This is a genomic window from Marinobacter sp. B-12, assembly GCF_056857915.1.
In genome coordinates, this window is the sequence record NZ_JBSXOB010000051.1 from 28,602 (window position 1) to 46,764 (window position 18,163).

Sequence of the window (18,163 nt, forward strand, 5' to 3'; positions counted from 1 at the left end):
GTTAACTATTCCAGCGGACGAGGTTTGGCAATCCCATACCCTTGGGCGTAATCGAGCCCAAGCTCAACCAGATGGGCTTTCACCTCGTCGTTCTCTACGAACTCGGCAACCGTCTTGAGTCCTGCGGAGTGGCCGATGCGGTTGCATGCGTCGACTATGGATAAATCGATGGGGTCGTCCAGCAAGTTGCGGACGAAACCACCATCAATTTTAAGGTAGTCCACTGGCAGGGCTTTGAGATAGGAAAACGAACTCATGCCCGCGCCAAAATCATCAAGCGCGAACTTGAACCCTCTGCTTTTGGCGGAATTGATGAAGCTCTGAGTCGCGCTCAGATTGGCAATTGCGGAAGTTTCAGTGATTTCAAAGCAGATACGCTCCGGGATCAGCTTGTAACGCTCCGCTAATTGACTGATGTACAGAAACAGTTCCGGTTCGTTGAACGAACTTCCTGACAGGTTAATAAAGAAAGTCCCCGTGCTCTCATGGCCAAGGCCCGTGCGGTTAAGGTACTCGAATGCCAGTTCGATGACTTTTCGGTCGATCCTTGTCATCAGGTTGAAGCGTTCTGCTGCGGGAATAAAGGCGCCGGGGAGCACGATATCATCCCCCTCTTTCAAGCGGACCAGGAATTCGGTTCTAAAACCGTCAGAGACCTCTGGTTGAAGGGCAACCATCTCCTGCTGCCACAGGCAGAAACTGTTGTTTTGCAGAGCTTGCTGGATGCGGCTGGTCCAGTTCATGTCCCGCTCGCGTTGCTGCATCTCAATGTCGTTGGTTTCGTATAGCTGGACATTGTTGCGGCCCCGATCCTTGGCGGCATAGCACGCCAAATCGGCATGGCTGAGAAGCTCCCCGGCGCTGTTGTAGTTTTCGTTGATCACAACCATCCCGATACTGAGCGACACCGAAAACGGCTTGTTCTGCCACACGAACCTAAATTCGTGAACCTCTTCGCACAACTTTTCGGCGACTTTCTGTGCATGAACCGCGTCACAACCGCGCAGCAGCACTCCGAATTCGTCGCCTCCAAGGCGAGCCAGGGTATCGTCAGAGCGGACTTGATGTGACAGCAGTCCGGCGACCTGCTTTAGCAAGTGATCGCCAGCTACGTGGCCGCAGGTATCGTTGATGATCTTGAACTGGTCAAGGTCGAGATAAAGCAGTACATGCTGGCTGCCAGTCTTGTGGGTGTCTTCAAGCGCCTGTACCAGCCGCCGTTCAAACTCCCGACGGTTCACGAGGTCCGTCAGGCTGTCATGATAGGCCATATGCTCCAGCGCATTCTCGGCAACACGCTTGGCCTGGCGCATGAATCCTTCACGCACTTCCCGGTCGATAGCGGGGATCAACCGGGACAGGTTGTCCTTCATGATGTAATCCTGCGCGCCGGCTTTCATGGCCGTAACGGCAACGCCCTCGCCGATCGTTCCGGATACGATGATTACCGGAAGGTCCTTGCAGTATTTCTTGGTCAGCTCCAAGACCCGAAAGGAAGAAAAGCCAGGCATGTTGTGGTCGGTAATGACGATATCCCACTTTCCCCGGCGAAGGGCATAGGAAAGACGGTCTTCGCTGTCGACCAATTCATGATAGGGGGCTATGCCCCCTTTGCGCATCTCTCGCAGTAGAAGCAGAGCATCGTCTTCTGAATCTTCGACGATCAACATCCGTAGAGGGCTGGCTGTGTCTGTCAATGGCCTTACCTTATTTAAACGAGCGAACCGCACCTGCCTTGGGTACTTTATTGACGAATAGCCAATAGCGGGCAAGCAACTTCATTTGTTCCGTAAACTCCCGATAATTGATCGGCTTGGTGATAAAGCTATTGGCTCCCAGACGGTAGGCATCCAAAAGGTCTGCCGGTTCATCAGAAGACGTAACCATCACCACTGGCAACCAGTTGGTGAGTGGCGAGGACCGAATGCCTTTTAGTACTTCCAGGCCGCTGACCTTGGGAAGCTTCACATCAAGCAAAACAAGACCGAGCGAATCCAAATCTTTACATGGGTGCCTGGCATCGTCGCCAAACAGGAAATCCAGGGCTTCCTGCCCGTCTTCCAATACGATAACTGGGCTGTTCTCACTCGCACTCTTGAGAGCACGCACTGCCAGAACCTGATCATCCGGGTTGTCTTCAACCACAAGGATTGAGTGGCCATCCATGTTTTTGTTTGCCCTTTCAACGAATTGCATAAATGGGTTAAACCTGACTACAGTCTAGCCCTGATCTTCGGCAACAGGCAACTTCACAACAAAACTCGCCCCCTCACCCAATTGCGACGTGGCGGAAATATCACCATGATGTCGGCGAACCACACGATATACGGTCGCAAGGCCAATACCCGTGCCGCCGAACTCCGACGGCGTATGAAGCCGATTGAATGCCACGAACAGTTTGTCGATGTACCTCATATCGAAGCCGACACCGTTATCACGAACCTCAACAGAGACCCAGCGCCCTTCCCTTCTGGACACAACTTGGACGACCCGTTTTTCTTCTTTGGCACTGTACTTCCATGCATTCGCGAGCAGGTTCTGGAACGCAACACGCAGCATCCGGCTATCGCCGACAATCCACATACCTGGCTGTATGAGAATTTCCGTTGGCACCTCATCACTGATGCCTTGCAGTTCTTCCGCAATTTCCTCCAGCAACTGACTCAAGTCTATCGTCTGGTTCTCCATGGACTGTCGGCTGACTCGGGAAAGAATAAGTAGCCCGTCGATGAGCCCTGCCATCCGTACACTCGCCGCACGGATTCGCTTCAGGTAATCCTTACCGACGTCATTTAACTGGTCACCGCAATCCTCCTCCAGAGCCTGCCCAAACCCTTCAACGGCTCTCAGGGGCTGCCTGAGGTCGTGGGAGACCGAGTAACTGAATGCCTCCAGTTCGCGATTGGCCATGCTCAGCTCGGAGGTCCTGGCCTCGACGATGCGCTCCAGGCTGTCGCGACTCTCCAGGATGCGGCGGTTCTGTTGCTGGATGGTGCTGATCATCTCGTTAAAGGTGTTACCCAGACGCCCGAGTTCGTCGGTGCCGGTCACCGGTGCACGAATGGAATAGTCGTGATCCTGAGCAATGCGCTCGGCAGTCTCTGAAAGCTTGAGAATGGGTTCAGACACTATTCTCTGCAACCTGAGCGCTAAAAACACCAACGCGATCAGAATCACCGCACCGATACCGGAGGCAACAAAAACAAAGGTCCGGATATGACCCCGCAAAACTTCAAGGTGTGATGCGAGGAAAAGCTGCCCGACCACTTCATTGTCCAGTGTGACCGGCATCAGTAACCGGTAGGCGTCCCCGACGAACCCGATTTCCAACGATGGACCAACCGAGGGACATTGTCCTTGCTGCCGGCCGGAAAGGGAGGTCATCACATTCCCCTGCTGGTCGTAAACACAGGCCTGCCGGATGGTGTCGATACGCTTCAGACTGGCGATAATACTGCTCAGCTGTTGATTATCCTCAAACACCAGGGCAGCAGCGGACTGCTCCGCCAGAATGCCGGCGATGACATGCAGCTCCGATTCGAGCTGTTTCCGGTAATTCTGATTTTCAACAAAGATGAGGCTCGCGCAGACCAGGGCAATGCCGAGCGCACTGGTGAACAGCGTGAGGAAAAGCAGTTTGGTCTTAAGTCGCCAGTATCGCCTCTGCCCAATCATCGCAGGACCCTCACCGCCAGCTCCAGAAGCCTGGAGTTAATGGTCAGTCCCGCTTCTATTGCGGCTTTCAGGCTAATTTCGAAACGAATGACATTGCCCTGTTTCACGTAACCGACAATGCCGCCCTTGCGAATGAAGTCTGGCAGATCACTAACCGTCAGTACGCCTTTTTGGCTCTGGGCCATTTTGAGCAGTTCGTCGACATTTCTGGACTGGGACTGACCTATAAAGAGTACGTCGCATCCAGCAATATCGGCCACAACGCTGGGGTATCGAAGCTGCAACTCCCTGCCCTGGGATCTGCGACCTTGCAGGGGGGCAAGCAGGTCGCCAAAGGGCTCATCACCATAGATGCACACGTCAAGAGGCTCGGAAACGGTTGCCCCATTAGACCAGGTAATAAAGCGTGTGAAGTTATAGAGGAACGCAGCTTTGACTTCATACTCCGAGCGTATGGAAGCGTGCGCAGACGCCAGGCTGAGAGACAGGCTGAGGACTAGGGAAACAAGATATTTCAGGTGATCCCTCACAAGTTGGCCACGAAACGAATAGTCATGTTGATGAATAAATTATATGAGAGCCCGGCACCTACGGAAGGTTAGCACCCGTTTCGCTGGCGTCAACCGTATTGTAAATCTGTACTCCCCCAATAGCATCCATCTGTGTCTGTTTCGCCAACACCGGAGCAATAGAATTTTATTAAGCACCGGAGGTGGAATATGAACATCAACACAGTCCTGTTTCGAAGGCTCAAACGCTATATTGAGAATCAAAAAACCCGCACACGACTGAAAAGACGCCTGCGGGGAATGCCCATGAGAGAGATGGACCGGTTGGCTTGGGACATTGGAACAACCAGAGCCGAACTGCTGCGAGAGGCACACAGTCCGTTCTGGAGGACGTATCGCTGAGGCCTTGGGATGGAGCTCAGCGTAGCGTCTACTCACGCCAGAATGGCTTGTGCGCTTCCTCTTCCAAACTGCCGTAAGGCAACCCGATGTCCTTTTCGATCAGTCGGGTATCCATTTCATACAATGAATTTCTCAACTGGTACCGCCGACTCCAGCGTTCCGCATAGAGTTTGATGGTGGCGATGGCGCGCCTCGGGAAAGCAGTCCGTGAGGGAACACATGTAATCGATGGTGCTTGTCCGAGTGTTTGATTGACGAGGGTGGCTTTCATTTTCATCTTCCTTTAAATATGAACGATGACTACAATGAAACCATTCTCGACCCGCTCTAATAGGTCGTCCATCGACATTATATGAACCCGGTGTTCGGAAAATATGAACATAAAGCTGGACAGGCTCAAGTCCTTTCTTCTGGTCGCTGAAGAGGCCAATCTGACTCGTGCGGCCGCGCGCCGTCATTCCACACCATCAGCGGTCAGCGAACACCTGCGCCAGCTTGAGGATGAGTTCGAAGTTCTGCTGTTCGAGCGGAGTAAGCAGGGAATGTCCCTGACTGCGGCCGGCGAGCGCTTGCTCATGCCGGTTCGCCAGGTGTTTACCGCCGTGGAAGATGTCCGTAACACCGCGATTTCCTTACGCTCGGTGCCTCACGCGACACTCCGTCTTGGGCTGAACTCTCCGCCTGAATACCTTCGCGTAGACGAAGTGCTCCGCCGGAAGACGGACGCCCTCCCTCACCTCAACCTGGAAATGAAAACCCGGTCGTCAACCCAGATTGTCGAGCAAGTGCTTTCGGAAGAGCTGGATCTTGGGTATGTCTATGGCAACTGTGAGGATCCAAGGTTGAAGGTGGTACCACTCACGCCCGTGCGTATTTCCGTTGTCGGCCCTGCGGATGCGGAATTCGACACCCTGCCGGCCGACTTCGACTCTCGTCGGCGCCTGCCCTGGGTCTGGCCCAACCGGGACTGCCCGTTTTTTGATTTCATGAAAGACCTGCTCGGCCCTCAGGCAAGTCTCTCCGAAGCGGCCACCAGTTCCGACGACGAGTATTCCACGGTGGTTATGGTCAAATCCGGCATGGGGTTCGGGCTTGTCGAGCGGGAGTTCGCAGAACAATCACAGAGCCGTGGAGGGATCCGTATTTTTGATGATCCGGAGATGACCACCAACCTCAATCTGATATGCGGCGTGCGAAACTATGAGCGTTCAGAGTTGCGGGCACTATTCGATCTGATCGCGAGTGAATGGAAGCCGTAACGGTATTCTCACGCCTTGGTGAACTTGTTCACCGAACTGATTTTCTCACCATTCCAGATAAACTCGAAATGCGCCGTCTGGATAACACTGTGGATCCGCCTGGGAGTGAATAACCCCCAGCAGGTGTCGCCGGGTTTTCGAACAGAATGATACTGAAGCCCTTCGGAGCCCGCCCTGTAGAGCCTGCGACCAAAACTTCGCGAAGCTGCGTAGCTGTCAGAGTCGTAGATAGCATCTCCAAAGGGTAACGTTGTGGCGTCGTGCAAGGTCATCGTCCCTACCTTGCACTTAAGCCCCCGAAACACCAGCCGATCGTAATCCAAACCGTGAACGCCCTGCCAATAGCTTGACTGGTGATAGGCCACTTCCGCGATGGCTGTATCGATGCTCTCCCCCATATACAGAACGCCATATTGGCCATCGCTGAAGCGGCTGCCCGCTGGGTTCACATGGGTGAACGGGCCGGTAGCGTAGGAGCAGCCAGGAATGCCGAAAGGGATCTCGGCTTTGCGGATCAGGTTGAGATTACCCAACTCGGTTTGAAGACGGGGATTGGTGAGCGCTTGAAGTTCGTAGAGCGCATCAAACTCGTCTTCGTCCGCCACATCGTCAAACAGGCTGATAGGTGGAAACCGTGAATTGATCAGGCGGAACCCGGTGATGCTCTCGGGTGTGATCGTTGACGGCAATTCCTGACTCACCAGAGCCCTCCGCGCAACACATCAATACGCCTGAAAGTCTCATACAAGGCTGCAAACTGGCCCGTGCTGATAATCTCAAGGGGGCTTTTGCCATTGAAGTACGGATTGTCATTTTTCAGCGCCATAAAGCCGTAAACATTCTTCGGATTCTCGAAGATCATCCGCAGGCAGCCGTGAATGTTGACCAGATAACTGAGACGTTCAATCTGGTCATGGGTCAGGCTCGCCTGCTCAGGCGCTTTGCGATACTTGTAATACGCCGGGCGGGAGATCTGAAGAATTTTCTGTACCTGCTCTGCAGAGCAACCCCAGCGGTCCAGAATATTAAACACGGTCTTCAGGCCAACGCCGGAGACGTTGTTTTTTTCGACGGTTGCGAGTTTCTGCGCGTTACTCATAACGGACACCACTGTTTTCGGGCTTTCGCCCACTGAACACTTGGTATCAGTGTAGACCTTACATGTTATTTTGTCTACGCGAAGAATAACTCAGCAACTCACCCAGCGTGTTCTTCAGCCACGTCGGCCAGGTTCTTGTACTCGCAGTCCTGTTTTGCGAGGAAAGCGTCCGCCGAATCAATCAGGATATTATCGTCGCGCATGAACCGTCGACCCAACAACGCCGGATAGGAAAACTTGCCACGGTCCGTCAGTGAGAACTCCGTCTTGTGACTGGTACCCGCAATACAGAAATCCATGACCACTACAAACCGGCGCTGTGAGGGTGCGCCCTTGCGCTTTATTTTTACCGTACGTTCGACCGGCAGAGTGAACTCCAGAATCACTTCTTCCAGATCTTTACCGTCGGCGTCGTCCTCATCCTGGTGATCTGCTAGCGGCAACTGAAAACTGACCCACTCTTCATCACCTTTCATGAAAGGCTCAACATTGACGGCATGCAATGACGAGGTTTTGGCCCCGGTGTCCAGCCGGGCCTTCATGCGCAAGCCCGTACCCTCGAGTACAAGCCATTCCACGAAGCCAAGCCGCTCCGGCACGGCGCTGTCATTGCTGCTGGTTTCAGCCATGGTGATGGTGGGGAGCAGGATAGCGAGAAGCGCTGCGACAACGTATTTTTTGGAGTCCGTCAACATTCAAAATCCTTTGTGGCGTAGTGTTTGAGTTCAGGAAAAAAGCTCAGGAACCTGCGTTCGAGTTCCTGATTGTGTGTTTTGATCTCCTCGATGATTCCGCCGAATGCATTCCTGAACCGTATGCGATTGGCGACCCGGTCCAGAGCATACCCAATGTTTTCAATATCCCGGTATGAGTGGAACCAGTCGTGGAGCACGATCTGCCGGGTCACCCTCTGCATTTTGTCAGGCATCAACGACGCGTTTTCATCGAGCTCCCGATAGACCTGCTCGATAAAGGTATCGGAATCCACATGACTAAAGCGTTGCCAATTTCTTAACAGGTAGTGATCGTAGAGGATATCCAGGGCCACACCCGAGAAACGTCGACGCTGAGGAGAGAACAACCGCTTGCTGGCAATGACCTGCGGATGCTGGTCGGTAAACGCATCCACTGCCCTGTGATGCTGCAGACCCACCCTCACGTCCCGAGGCAGCTCTTCCGACACAATGCCTCTCGCGAAGTCCCCCAGCAGGCTGCCCACGCGAGCCTTGGGGGAATCTGGAGCAAGGAAAAGATGGGCAAGGTGATTCAAACTGGCTCCCGGTAGTCATGCGAAAGTTGTCGCGAAACACGGTAGCGACAAATAATGGCGACGAACAGGCCTCCGCCGCCAAAGTGTCATTCTGCCGAGCGTTCCGATCAGAAGTAGAAGGTGACACCCAGCCCAAGACCATCAACGGTGGAGCCGTTCTTGTCATAGTAACGCATGTATTCCACGTTGCCAGACACTTCCGGTGACAGTTCAACATTCACACCAGCACCATAGGAAAAGTCCGACTCATCCTCGGTGGTGGTACCCAGGAACGACTCCGCTTCCACTTCAACTCGGGTAACACCGAAAATGACGTAGGGCGTTGCAGGCGATTCGTTCGCCAGATTCAGAGTGGCGTAACCGCCGAAAAAATTGTCCAGCGAGTAATCGACGCCGCCAGTACGGTCGTCGTCCACGCCAAAACCACCGCGGGCCTCAAGCCCGAAAAAGGGCGTCACCAAGCCGCCAACCTTCGCGGACAGCGTACCCACATCAACGTCGTCACCGTCGCTCTCGATATTGATAAAACTGTAGTTCAGGCCGGCATAGAGGCTACCGCCGCCGGACTTGTAGACATCAGCAGAGGCGCTTTGGGAGAACGCCATCAGGGGTACTGCGGAAAGACCAAGCATCAGTGCAATCGGCTTTTTCATTTGAATACTCCTTTTGATTCCAAACCGGACTCACAATCCGAAGTTGCATCAGGCTGACGACAAACACCAGCGGCGGGATCCATGTTTACGCGGAATTTACAGCGATTTAATGTACCTGTAAGACCCTGACACACTTCGGGTTCCACCTTGCGAAAGCCCCAAGCCGCATGTATTCTGACGCCGTCTCTCTGTTCAGCCGGCTAGAGCGTCCTTTGAGAAACCTGAACCCCGTAATCTTTATCATGAGCATCATGTTTATACTTCTCAGTATTTTCATGACCTTACCTGTACTTCTTCTCGTAACTTCTGAATCGCCGAATGCCATGGCGTTTGCGGAGTCTGCGGCTATCTGTTTTGGCACGGGATTACTGGGCATCCTCACGACCTACCGACAGCCAAGGGACCTAAAGCCGCGTTACATGTTCGTTCTGACTGTCTCCAGCTGGTTTATCATCGCCCTGCTCTCCTCGCTCCCGTTCTATCTCAGTGACCTCGGACTCACCCTCGGCGAGGCCTTTTTCGAAGGCACGTCCGGCATCACCACCACCGGTGCCACAGTGCTTACAGGCCTGGACTCCATGGACCAGGACCTGCTGCTCTGGCGCTCTGTACTGCAGTGGATTGGCGGCATCGGGATCATCGGCATGTTCGTTGCCGTACTGCCTTTCCTCCGCGTGGGCGGCATGCGGCTTTTTGCAACGGAGTCTTCCGAATGGACGGATAAGGCCCTGCCGCGAATGAAAACCCTCAGTCGTGGCCTGCTGTTGGTTTACGTGGTGTTTTCGGTGCTTGCGGTCACGATCTATTGGCTATCTGGCATGAACCTGTTTGATGCGTTCAATCATGGCCTGACCAGTATTGCGACCGGTGGTTTCTCCACATCCGACATGTCCATGGGCAAATTTGACTCCAACCTGATTCTGTTGGAAGCGACCCTTTTCATGATGATCGGCAGCATGCCCTTCTTTCTCTTTGTTCGGGAGATGCACGGCCAGCACGGGGTGCTGTTCAGGGATCAGCAGGTGCGATTGTTCGTGACCATCCTGCTGGTGGTGCCGGCGTTACTGACTCTTTATCGTTGGTACGTCTCACCGACTGAGTTCGACCTCTTTAACGGGTACGTGTCGACGCTTTTCAATGTCACGTCTGTCGTCACCACAACCGGCTATGCCTCAGAAGATTACTCAGCGTGGGGGCCACTTGCGTTTGTGCTGTTTTTCTTCCTGATGTTTATCGGCGGGTGCTCTGGCTCAACAGCCGGGGGCATGAAGGTGTTCCGCTTCCAACTCTCACTGATCGTACTGAGGGAGCAGCTAATGCGACTGTTGCACCCCAGGGCCGTGTTTACCCGCAACTACAATGGCCGCGCGGTCAGCGACGAAATTATCGCTTCGATGATCGCCTATACCTTTATTTTCCTGCTGTGCCTGCTGATCATAACGGTCGCGCTGGCAGCTCTGCAGCTGGACTTTATCACCAGCCTATCCGGGGCACTCACCGTGCTGACCAACGTTGGCCCGGCACTCGGCGACACAATCGGGCCAGCGGGTACCTTTGCGCCGCTACCAGAGCTTGCCAAATGGATTCTATCGGTGGGTATGCTGATGGGGCGCCTGGAAATACTGAGCGTGGTGATTGTGCTGTCACCAGCGTTCTGGCGAAGCTAAGCAAGGCAGCCTGCCCTGCCAGCTCCGCCAATGAGCGAGAGGTGAGCTTTACAGCACGTTACCGCGAAGGAACTTGCCGATATCGACGATCTCTTCCATACACACGCTGTGTTCCATTGGATAGGTCTGGTAAGTGGGCTCAAATCCCATGTCCTGCAATTTCTCTACGCTTTGCCGGCCCAGGGCCTCAGGTACCATCGGGTCGAAGGTGCCATGATAGATCCTGATGGGGATGTCTCGATTCGCCTCTGAGCGTTTCACGGTCTTTGCCGTGGCAAAATACGTTGACAGGGCAATAATACCCGCCAGGCGCTTCGGATAGCTCAGCCCAAGCTCGTAGGCTACTGCGCCTCCCTGGGAAAACCCGGCAATCACAATATTTTCGCTTTTCACGCCACGCTCGATTTCCCGGTCCACCAGCTTTGCAACGGCGTCTGACGATGCCATCAACTGATCGGTGTCCACTACCCGGTCAATATCCATCGCCTTGATGTCGTACCAGGCTGGCATTGTCATTCCGCCGTTGATGGTAACCGGCATATTGGGGGCGTGGGGGAAAATGAACCGTACTGCGGCATTGTCGGGCAACCCCAGCTCCGGCACAACCGGCTCAAAGTCATGACCGCTGGCACCGAGGCCATGCAGCCAGATAACCGCAGCGGTAGGATTGGGATTGGTTTCGAATTCAATATATTGAAGTTCTTGCACAAAATACCTCGGGTATCAGGAGTGTTCCGTAGATGTATCCTTGGCGCCGTGGCCATTGTGGGCCTCGAGCGCCGTCACCACCGGGTTGGCGTACATATCCAGAAGATAGGGCCGAATCGCCGGGTCGCAGGCATCAAGTCGACGCTCCATCTCCGCTTCAGCCGCTTCAATTTCCGCCGCTGACCAGGCTTCTGCCGTCACGACCGCATCGCTCACAGAGTCTCTGGTGGCGTGTGAATCAGGGTGTATGCCCCGTTGCTGATAGGCCACCAGATTAGACGTATGCAAGTGATAGTTGGCATGCATCTCCCGATCGATCCGGGCAGCCAGTTCCTTTGGCGTGTTTTCGGCATTCGCGATGGGCGCGCCAAAATGTACGTGCACATGTCCTTTGAATCCGGTAAGCCCGCGCATAATCTGGTCGGTATCTTCACCTTCCGCCTTAATGTACTTCCCTGTGCGGGAGCGGGTTTCCAGCTCTCGGGCCTTATCCATATCGCATGGGTCATACTCATACGCAATGGAGACCGGAACGATGTGCAACCGGTTCATGGCTTCGCCGAAGTCCAACCCACTTTTCTTTTGGCTCATATAGAACATTTTTACGATAGCGGGATCGGTGAAATCCAGTCCGTCTTTGGCGCGCCCTTCACGCTGAGCGATCCAGATGCTTTCGTTGTTTTCGATACTGTGATTTATAAACGCTGAAAGCATGATGTAGGCGTCCCGCATTTCACGGGGGCTGGTCATGCTGCGACGAACCACAAAGCTCTTGTTAAGCCGCATCATTTCCGCAAACACGCGGTTCGCCAGCAGATTGTCGCCGATGGCAATACGCGTGGTGTTGAAACCATTCGCAAACAGCAGGTAGTTGACCACCATCGGGTCGAAGACGATGTCACGATGGTTGGAAATGAAAAGGTAAGCGGTCTGCTTGTTCAGGTTTTCCAGCCCACTGTGGGTAACCCGGGTCGTTGTGTGATCAACCAGTTCGCCAACGTAACCAGACAGTCGCGCCTGGAGGTCATCGATACGGGTAACCCCGCCGAAGTGGTCGGCCAGCCAGCGCTTGACCCATACCCGAAGAACCGCCGGTGCCCATTTGGCCAGTGTGGGCGATTTGAAGCGGCCAATCATATCCAGAAATTCCGGGTCCCGAACCAGATTATTGATGGCGGTTCCGGTTTCCTCGTCCGAGTAAGGTCGGATGGCGTCAAATTCCTGCATGAAGTTCCTGTTTGTTGGGTGCAGAAAAAAGGCGCATTGTAGCGTTTATAAGGTTTGTTTGTCTCCGCCGATTCCGTGGCCGGTTTCTGGTATGATGGCTCGCCTGCCAGAACGACACTTTCTGACATCCGAACTAATGCCCTAACGTTTACCCTCAACCAACACCGCTGGCCAAGTCATGGATTTTGCACAACTCAGCACAGAGCGCCCCCGTGTTTCCGATCAGGACCCGGAAGAAGTCCTTCATCGTGTTTTCGGTTACGAGACCTTCCGACCCTTGCAGGGCGACATTATCTGCGAACTGGTTAACGGTGGCGATGCGCTGGTATTGATGCCCACCGGTGGTGGTAAATCACTCTGTTATCAGGTGCCAGCCCTGGTTCGGGCCGGAACGGCCATCGTCATATCACCACTGATTGCACTGATGCAGGACCAGGTGGCGGCGCTGAAAGAACTGGGCGTTAAGGCCGCATTCCTGAACTCCACCATGGATTTCGAACAGGCTCGGGACACTGAAAACGCGCTTATGACGGGTGAACTGGATCTGCTCTACTGTGCGCCGGAACGGCTCATACAGCCTCGCACACTGGACCTGTTGCATGATGCCTCCATTTCCCTGTTTGCCATCGATGAGGCCCACTGTGTGTCCCAGTGGGGGCACGACTTCCGCTCCGACTACCTGGAGCTAAGCCGGCTGGCCCATGAATTCCCGGGCGTACCCCGCATTGCCCTCACCGCCACAGCGGACGAGCGCACCCGCAAGGAGATCGCTGAACGGCTTTCCCTGACCGAAGCCCGACATTTCATCAGTGGCTTTGACCGCCCGAATATACAGTACAGGATTGCCCCTAAAACCAACGCTAACAAACAATTACTGGACTTCATTAAAGCGGAACATGATGGCGACTGTGGCATCGTTTATTGCCTCTCCCGCAATAAAGTCGACAGCACCGCGAAGTTGCTCAGTGACAAAGGCTACACCGCTCTGCCCTACCATGCGGGCCTCAATGCCGGTGATCGCGCGCGACATCAGGAACGCTTCCTTCGCGAGGACGCCGTCATCATCGTGGCGACCATTGCTTTTGGCATGGGCATCGACAAACCCGATGTGCGATTTGTCGCCCACCTGGACCTTCCCAAAAGCCTGGAAGCCTACTATCAGGAAACCGGCCGAGCCGGTCGTGACGGCAAGCCCTCGACCGCCTGGATGGTCTACGGCCTGCAGGACGTGATCAAGCTGCGACAGATGCTCGAAGGCTCCATGGGCAATGACCACTTCAAACGCGTTGAACGTCAGAAGCTGGACGCCATGCTGGGCCTGTGCGAAGTAACAAGCTGCCGGAGGCAGGTGTTGCTGCGGTATTTCGGCGACACCCTTGAACAGCCCTGCGGGAACTGTGACACCTGCCTGACGCCACCGGAAACCTGGGACGGCAAAATTGCCGTTCAGAAGGCGCTCTCCTGCGTGTTCAGAACCGGCCAACGTTTTGGGGTCACGTATTTGATTGATGTGTTACGCGGCTCTGAGAACGAACGCATCCTGCAGTCCGGTCATCAAACGGTATCGACCTACGGCATTGGTACCGAGTTATCTGCAAACGACTGGAAGTCCGTGTTCCGCCAGCTGGTGGCCAACGGTTACCTCAGGGCTGATCCGGAAGGCTATGGAGCGCTGCAACTCACGGAGCAATGCCGCCCGCTACTTAAGGGCGAAGTGGCTATCCAATTACGCAAGGATCCCGTGGTGAAGGCCTCCAGCGGCCGTGGATCATCAGGGTCCGGCCGCCGCAGGATTGCAGACCAGATCACGGACAAACCCGGCTGGGAAGCGCTGCGCGCATGCCGCAAATCGCTGGCGGATGAGAAAGGCGTGCCGCCCTACGTGATTTTCCACGATGCCACGCTGTTTGAAATCCTGGACAAAAAGCCGAACAGCCTTGCCGAAATGGCTGAGATAAACGGCGTGGGTGCAGCAAAGCTCGAAAAATACGGGGAGACGTTCCTCGCCGCCCTGCGGGAGCTGGACGGCGCTTGAACCGACCTGAGTTTATTGCGTTTGGAAGCCTTTCTTGCGAACGCGATAGTGGGCCATCGAGGTGGCCACATGGTTACCTTCCCTGTCGTACAGTGTGCCCTGCAGCTCAAACGCAGCCCTACCCGTTGCATCGGCCTCAGCCTTGATGGCTTCCACCGTGGCGGCGTCCAGTGAGAACTCCACAAACACGTCGGAGTTCGCCGGCTGCAGGAACTGAAGCGTCATTTCCTTGAGAATGGGCGTATAAGCCGGCCCCAGATCAAACAACGTCAACACGCCACCGGGAATCTCCGCCACCAGAAAATAGGCACCGGCGTAAAGGCTGCCAAAGTGGTTCTTATTGCCTTTCAGGCGTATTCTTGCCTTAACGAACCCTGGTCGAATCTCTTCAACACTGAACCGGTTTCGCGGTGCAAACGGAATCGACAGGCCAATAATCCGGTTGACCGCCGCATAACCGCTGGTTTTACGGAGCCATGCCAGCGGGTGGGTGATTCGCGCCTCAGGGTCCGACTCAGACACCCAATGGCCGGTTGCACCTATCAGATTGTCGATGAACGCCATGTTTTTTACCTGTTGGTGATTTAACGCCCATGATTGCAACCGTTTGAGAGGTATCGCAACTGTTTTTGGGATTTTTTACGGCAAATCCTTCCCGGACATGGAAATTCACCTAAACTGCTGTGATATCAAAACGGGCAACAACAAGAAACTCGAATGGACGCGGGAGTAGGTCGTCAATGAAAGTGAGGCGTGCGCGTGGCTGGCTAACGGCCCTGGCATTGTTTCTGGTTTGCCCGGGTATCAGTGTGGCTTCGGAATACCCGTCTGGAGAAACACAGGCAAAGGAATATCGCCTGTGGTACCGCAATTACGACAGCCCTCCCATACGGGCCCTGGTCGCCCTCGCCTTGGACAAGACTCCGGAATACGGCTCCTATCGAATCACCCGCACCCCGGAGATGGCCCAAGGCCGCGTTGTCCGCGAACTTGAGCGGCAGCGATCAAAATTGGTCGACCTCGCAAATGTTGCAACATCGAGCGAGAGGGAAGAAAGCCTGCAGGCGATACCAATACCGATCGATGGCGGGCTTCTGGGGCTTCGTGTGTGTGTGGTGCTTAAAGAATCATTGCCCAGATTCAAGGGTATCCGCAGTCTCGGCAACCTGCAGGAAGCCGGTATCCGCATCGGCCAGGGCGCACACTGGCCGGACTCCGCGATTCTGCAGGTCAACGGAGTCAATGTGGTGACTCACTCGCGGTACGAAATCCTTTTCCGCATGCTGGAAAATCATCGTTTTGACTGCTTCGCTCGGGGTGTCAGCGAGGTCATGTTCGATCTGAAGCTTGAAAACAACCCGGACTTCGTCATCGAACCCGACCTGCTATTGGCTTACCCAATGCCCTCATACTTCTTCGTCAACCGCCACGACCATGAAACGGCTCACCGGCTTCAATTGGGTATGGAACGGGCCATTTTCGATGGCAGCTTCGGCACATACCTGGACCAATACTATGGCCAGACCATCAATGAGCTGAACCTGCATAGCAGGAACGTCCTTGTCCTGGAGAATCCCTACCTGACGGAGGAGTCCCAGGCCATTGGCAGCCGCACCCTCCTCGAGCTCCGACGGCGAATCCGGAAATTATCCGCGCCTAAAGGAGCATCCTACTCAAACCCTGAATCGTGACACGTTCTGGCTGAGTGTGTGACCAACCGATTCAATCTGACCACTGTATACATCGTTTTCGCTGGCAGCCTTGGCGGCTTCCTGACCCTGGTCGGCAATACGGGTGATGGAGGAGTTTAACTCTTCTGTTACCGAAGTCTGCTCTTCAGAGGCCGTTGCGATCTGGGAGGTCATCTGACTGATCGACGTTATCGCGTCGGCAATACGATTGAGAGACTCCATTGCATCCTGAGCTTTCTCCATGCTCACATTCGATACGGCCGTTGACGCTTTCATGACGTCCACGGCCTGGTTTGCACCGCTTTGCAGGCGTTCAATCATGTTGTTGATTTCTTCCGTACTGTCTTGAGTGCGGCGGGCCAGATTTCGTACTTCGTCAGCCACAACGGCAAAGCCACGGCCTGCGTCCCCGGCCCTGGCTGCTTCAATCGCGGCGTTCAACGCCAGCAGGTTCGTCTGTTCAGCAATACCCTGAATAACCTCGAGAACCGAGGTGATGTCGGTAACGTCCTTGCCGAGTTTGTCGATAACTTCCGCAGCGGCGTTAATTTCCTTCGATAGTTTTTGTACCGCATCCCGGGAAGCCGCAACGGTCTCAAGGGAAGCGCGACTGTCTGCATCGGCGGTGTTTGAGGCATCCGCCGTCTGTTGGGCATTCTGAGCAATTTCCCCAGCAGCGGCAGACATCTCATTGATCGCAGTGGCCACCATATCAATTTCGGCCTGCTGTTTTTCGACACTGTCGCGGCTGCTGCTGGCGGTATCCCGCAGGGATGATACGTTTTCGCCAAGCTCCGACGTGCCTTGCTGGACGTCACGAACCACGTTCTGAATATTCTCCACAAAGCTGTTGAATTCCGCCGCGAGCTTGCCGAACTCGTCGTTGGCGCTATCATCCAGGCGCTTGGTGAGGTCTGCCTCGCCGCTGGCGATTGACGCCATGGCGGCATTAAGCTTACGAACCGGAGCCATCAGGACGCGGATACCAAAGTGCAGGATCACCAGCGACACCAACAAGCCAATCACCGCGATGACCAGTCCTGTTACGCGGGCGGCGCGAACCGGCGCATTGATTTTGTCCTCGTTGATAAAGGTGCCGAGATACCATTCAACACCACGGGCACCTTTGATGCGATGGAAACCGGCGGTCCAGCTGGCGTCTCCGGTGTCATATTGGTGAACTTCACCGCCGAGCTGGGGTGATTCTCCCAGAAGACTGCTGATCTTCTTGCCAACCAATTTTTGATCCGGATGAAACAAAACGGTGCCATCGTCACTGATCAGCGCGGCATAACCAGTGTTGGCCAGCGTAATAGTGGAGAGCGTTTGCTCAATGGTCTTCAGCGCAATATCACCACCCACGACACCCTTGTAGGCCCCATTCCTGACCGGCGCCAAGGTGGAAATGATGGTACCTCCAGTGGCAGCATCCAGGTAGGGTTCGGTGAAGGATGCCGAGCCCCGTTGTTTTGCCTGTTTGAACCAGGGGCGTGTGCGCGGGTCGAAATCCGCAGGAAGCGTGGTTTCTGAAGCTTCATCCTTCATCAACATATAGCCGTCGTCACGGCCAACATAGACGTCAATGAACCCGCCACCGGTTGTTGCGGCGGCCAGGATAACCCGTGCTTCCGCGTCGGTTTCCACTGACCCCAGCGCTTTTGCCGTTGCTTCGGTCATGGCAAGGCGCGTGTTGAGCCAATCCGCGATGCTGGACGTACTCTGAGCCACCGTGTCTTCAATCAGCGCATCAACATAGGTATCCGTAGTGTCCTGTAACCGGAGGTTGCCGCTGAGTGTGAACGCCCCCATAACAAGTAAGAGCAAAATACCAAAGGCGACGAGCAACTTCTGGCCGAAACTCAGCGTCATTTTCCGGGTCCTTTTCGAGACAGTCTATTCGGGGGATCAAGCAAACAGCCTATCGGCTGCCTATCATTCACAAACTGGTTTTCGGCGTATGCTGCGAAG

At 54.7% G+C, this 18,163-nt stretch carries 18 protein-coding genes; 4 read left to right on the forward strand and 14 right to left on the reverse strand.

What is annotated here, in order from left to right; all coding sequences use genetic code 11:
• Positions 1-5: 5 nt before the first annotated feature.
• From AC13D2_RS09200 to AC13D2_RS09220, 5 genes are all read right to left on the reverse strand, one after another.
• On the reverse strand, positions 6-1,670 hold the full coding sequence (locus AC13D2_RS09200; RefSeq protein ID WP_482938534.1) for a putative bifunctional diguanylate cyclase/phosphodiesterase: 1,665 nt from the start codon (positions 1,668-1,670) through the stop codon (positions 6-8).
• A 37-nt stretch (positions 1,671-1,707) separates the two neighbouring features.
• A complete protein-coding gene (locus AC13D2_RS09205) occupies positions 1,708-2,166 on the reverse strand; it encodes a response regulator (protein ID WP_292047244.1) in 459 nt (152 codons plus the stop codon).
• Positions 2,167-2,220: 54 nt separating this feature from the next.
• Positions 2,221-3,675, reverse strand: coding sequence for an ATP-binding protein (locus tag AC13D2_RS09210; protein ID WP_482938518.1), 1,455 nt, complete (start codon positions 3,673-3,675; stop codon positions 2,221-2,223).
• On the reverse strand, positions 3,672-4,205 hold the full coding sequence (locus AC13D2_RS09215; protein WP_300498155.1) for a YfiR family protein: 534 nt from the start codon (positions 4,203-4,205) through the stop codon (positions 3,672-3,674). The genes AC13D2_RS09210 and AC13D2_RS09215 overlap by 4 nt, the downstream gene beginning before the upstream one ends.
• 409 nt (positions 4,206-4,614) lie before the next feature.
• The gene (locus AC13D2_RS09220) at positions 4,615-4,857 is read right to left on the reverse strand and encodes a DUF1127 domain-containing protein (RefSeq protein ID WP_482938519.1); all 243 of its coding nucleotides are present in this window, start codon (positions 4,855-4,857) and stop codon (positions 4,615-4,617) included.
• 103 nt (positions 4,858-4,960) lie between these two features.
• Here AC13D2_RS09220 and AC13D2_RS09225 point away from each other — a divergent pair, with 103 nt between their 5' ends.
• On the forward strand, positions 4,961-5,845 hold the full coding sequence (locus AC13D2_RS09225) for a LysR family transcriptional regulator (RefSeq protein WP_300498157.1): 885 nt from the start codon (positions 4,961-4,963) through the stop codon (positions 5,843-5,845).
• 8 nt (positions 5,846-5,853) lie between these two features.
• Here AC13D2_RS09225 and AC13D2_RS09230 read toward each other — a convergent pair whose 3' ends face one another.
• The 5 genes from AC13D2_RS09230 to AC13D2_RS09250 form a co-directional block, all read right to left on the reverse strand.
• Positions 5,854-6,546: an RES family NAD+ phosphorylase gene (locus tag AC13D2_RS09230; RefSeq protein WP_292047254.1), complete on the reverse strand. Its 693-nt coding sequence runs from the start codon at positions 6,544-6,546 to the stop codon at positions 5,854-5,856.
• The gene (locus AC13D2_RS09235; protein WP_292047256.1) at positions 6,543-6,944 is read right to left on the reverse strand and encodes an antitoxin Xre-like helix-turn-helix domain-containing protein; all 402 of its coding nucleotides are present in this window, start codon (positions 6,942-6,944) and stop codon (positions 6,543-6,545) included. Before AC13D2_RS09235 ends, AC13D2_RS09230 begins: the two co-directional genes overlap by 4 nt.
• 98 nt (positions 6,945-7,042) lie before the next feature.
• Positions 7,043-7,639, reverse strand: a complete 597-nt coding sequence (locus AC13D2_RS09240; protein ID WP_300498158.1) for an ATP-dependent zinc protease family protein — start codon at positions 7,637-7,639, stop codon at positions 7,043-7,045.
• Positions 7,633-8,214 (reverse strand): acyl carrier protein phosphodiesterase, encoded by a 582-nt coding sequence (locus AC13D2_RS09245; protein WP_300498159.1) that lies wholly within the window; start codon positions 8,212-8,214, stop codon positions 7,633-7,635. Before AC13D2_RS09245 ends, AC13D2_RS09240 begins: the two co-directional genes overlap by 7 nt.
• Positions 8,215-8,321: 107 nt before the next feature.
• Positions 8,322-8,867 (reverse strand): porin family protein, encoded by a 546-nt coding sequence (locus AC13D2_RS09250; RefSeq protein WP_292047262.1) that lies wholly within the window; start codon positions 8,865-8,867, stop codon positions 8,322-8,324.
• A gap of 251 nt (positions 8,868-9,118) precedes the next feature.
• Between AC13D2_RS09250 and AC13D2_RS09255 the strand changes: the two genes are divergently transcribed.
• Positions 9,119-10,534, forward strand: a complete 1,416-nt coding sequence (locus AC13D2_RS09255; RefSeq protein WP_292047264.1) for a TrkH family potassium uptake protein — start codon at positions 9,119-9,121, stop codon at positions 10,532-10,534.
• A 48-nt stretch (positions 10,535-10,582) separates the two neighbouring features.
• Here the strand turns inward: AC13D2_RS09255 and AC13D2_RS09260 are convergent, their stop codons facing one another.
• Together AC13D2_RS09260 and AC13D2_RS09265 are read right to left on the reverse strand one after the other, a co-directional pair.
• Positions 10,583-11,242: an alpha/beta hydrolase gene (locus AC13D2_RS09260; RefSeq protein ID WP_292047265.1), complete on the reverse strand. Its 660-nt coding sequence runs from the start codon at positions 11,240-11,242 to the stop codon at positions 10,583-10,585.
• 15 nt (positions 11,243-11,257) lie between these two features.
• Positions 11,258-12,469, reverse strand: a complete 1,212-nt coding sequence (locus AC13D2_RS09265; RefSeq protein WP_300498160.1) for a 1-acyl-sn-glycerol-3-phosphate acyltransferase — start codon at positions 12,467-12,469, stop codon at positions 11,258-11,260.
• Between the two features lie 178 nt (positions 12,470-12,647).
• Between AC13D2_RS09265 and recQ the strand changes: the two genes are divergently transcribed.
• Positions 12,648-14,504, forward strand: a complete 1,857-nt coding sequence (recQ, locus tag AC13D2_RS09270) for a DNA helicase RecQ (RefSeq protein WP_482938520.1) — start codon at positions 12,648-12,650, stop codon at positions 14,502-14,504.
• 12 nt (positions 14,505-14,516) lie between these two features.
• On the opposite strand, the gene AC13D2_RS09275 is transcribed toward recQ, so the two are convergent.
• Entirely contained in the window at positions 14,517-15,068 is a 552-nt protein-coding gene (locus tag AC13D2_RS09275) for a PaaI family thioesterase (RefSeq protein ID WP_300498162.1), read from the reverse strand.
• A 176-nt stretch (positions 15,069-15,244) separates the two neighbouring features.
• Here AC13D2_RS09275 and AC13D2_RS09280 point away from each other — a divergent pair, with 176 nt between their 5' ends.
• Positions 15,245-16,195 carry a hypothetical protein gene (locus AC13D2_RS09280; RefSeq protein ID WP_420388802.1) on the forward strand — a complete coding sequence of 317 codons (951 nt, stop codon included), beginning with the start codon at positions 15,245-15,247 and terminating at the stop codon, positions 16,193-16,195.
• Here the strand turns inward: AC13D2_RS09280 and AC13D2_RS09285 are convergent.
• Positions 16,178-18,064 (reverse strand): methyl-accepting chemotaxis protein, encoded by a 1,887-nt coding sequence (locus AC13D2_RS09285; protein WP_420388803.1) that lies wholly within the window; start codon positions 18,062-18,064, stop codon positions 16,178-16,180. The two genes, AC13D2_RS09280 and AC13D2_RS09285, sit on opposite strands and share 18 nt — an antisense overlap.
• Between the last annotated feature and the right edge of the window lie 99 nt (positions 18,065-18,163).